At 66.0% G+C, this 724-nt stretch carries 1 protein-coding gene; it reads left to right on the forward strand.

Annotated features, from left to right (window positions below):
- The coding region (locus ACT80S_RS19130) for an electron transfer flavoprotein subunit beta/FixA family protein (protein ID WP_377419145.1) at nucleotides 1–720 on the forward strand (720 nt) is incomplete at its 5' end.
- Nucleotides 721–724 lie beyond the last annotated feature (4 nt).

A 724-nucleotide genomic window follows, 5' to 3' on the forward strand; every position in this document is an offset into this window, starting at 1 on the left:
TACAACGTGAAGGTCCGCGTGAAGTCGGACAACACGGGTGTGGACATCGCCAATGTGAAGATGTCCATGAACCCGTTCGACGAGATCGCGGTGGAGGAAGCGGTCCGCCTGAAGGAGAAGGGCGCGGTCACCGAGGTGATCGCCGTGTCCTGCGGCGTGACGGCCTGCCAGGAGACGCTGCGCACGGCCATGGCCATTGGCGCGGACCGCGCGATCCTGGTGGAGACCCCGGCCGACCTCGAACTGCAGCCGCTGGCGGTGGCCAAGCTGCTCAAGGCGCTGGTGGACAAGGAGCAGCCGGGTCTCGTGATCCTGGGCAAGCAGGCGATCGACGACGACTGCAACCAGACCGGCCAGATGCTGGCGGCGCTGGCGGACCTGCCGCAGGCGACGTTTGCCTCGAAGGTGGAAGTGGCCGGCGACAAGGCCAACGTCACGCGTGAAGTGGATGGCGGCCTGGAGACGCTGGCGGTGAGCCTGCCGGCGGTGATCACCACGGACCTGCGCCTGAACGAGCCGCGCTACGTGACGCTGCCCAACATCATGAAGGCCAAGAAGAAGCCGCTGGAGACGCTCAAGCCCGAGGACCTGGGCGTGGACGTGGCTCCGCGCATCAAGACGCTGAAGGTCAGCGAGCCGCCCAAGCGCGGCGCGGGCATCAAGGTGCCGGATGTGGCCACCCTCGTCGACAAACTCAAGAACGAAGCCAAGGTGATCTGAGATG

The sequence above is a fragment of the Ramlibacter sp. MAHUQ-53 genome, assembly GCF_052600055.1.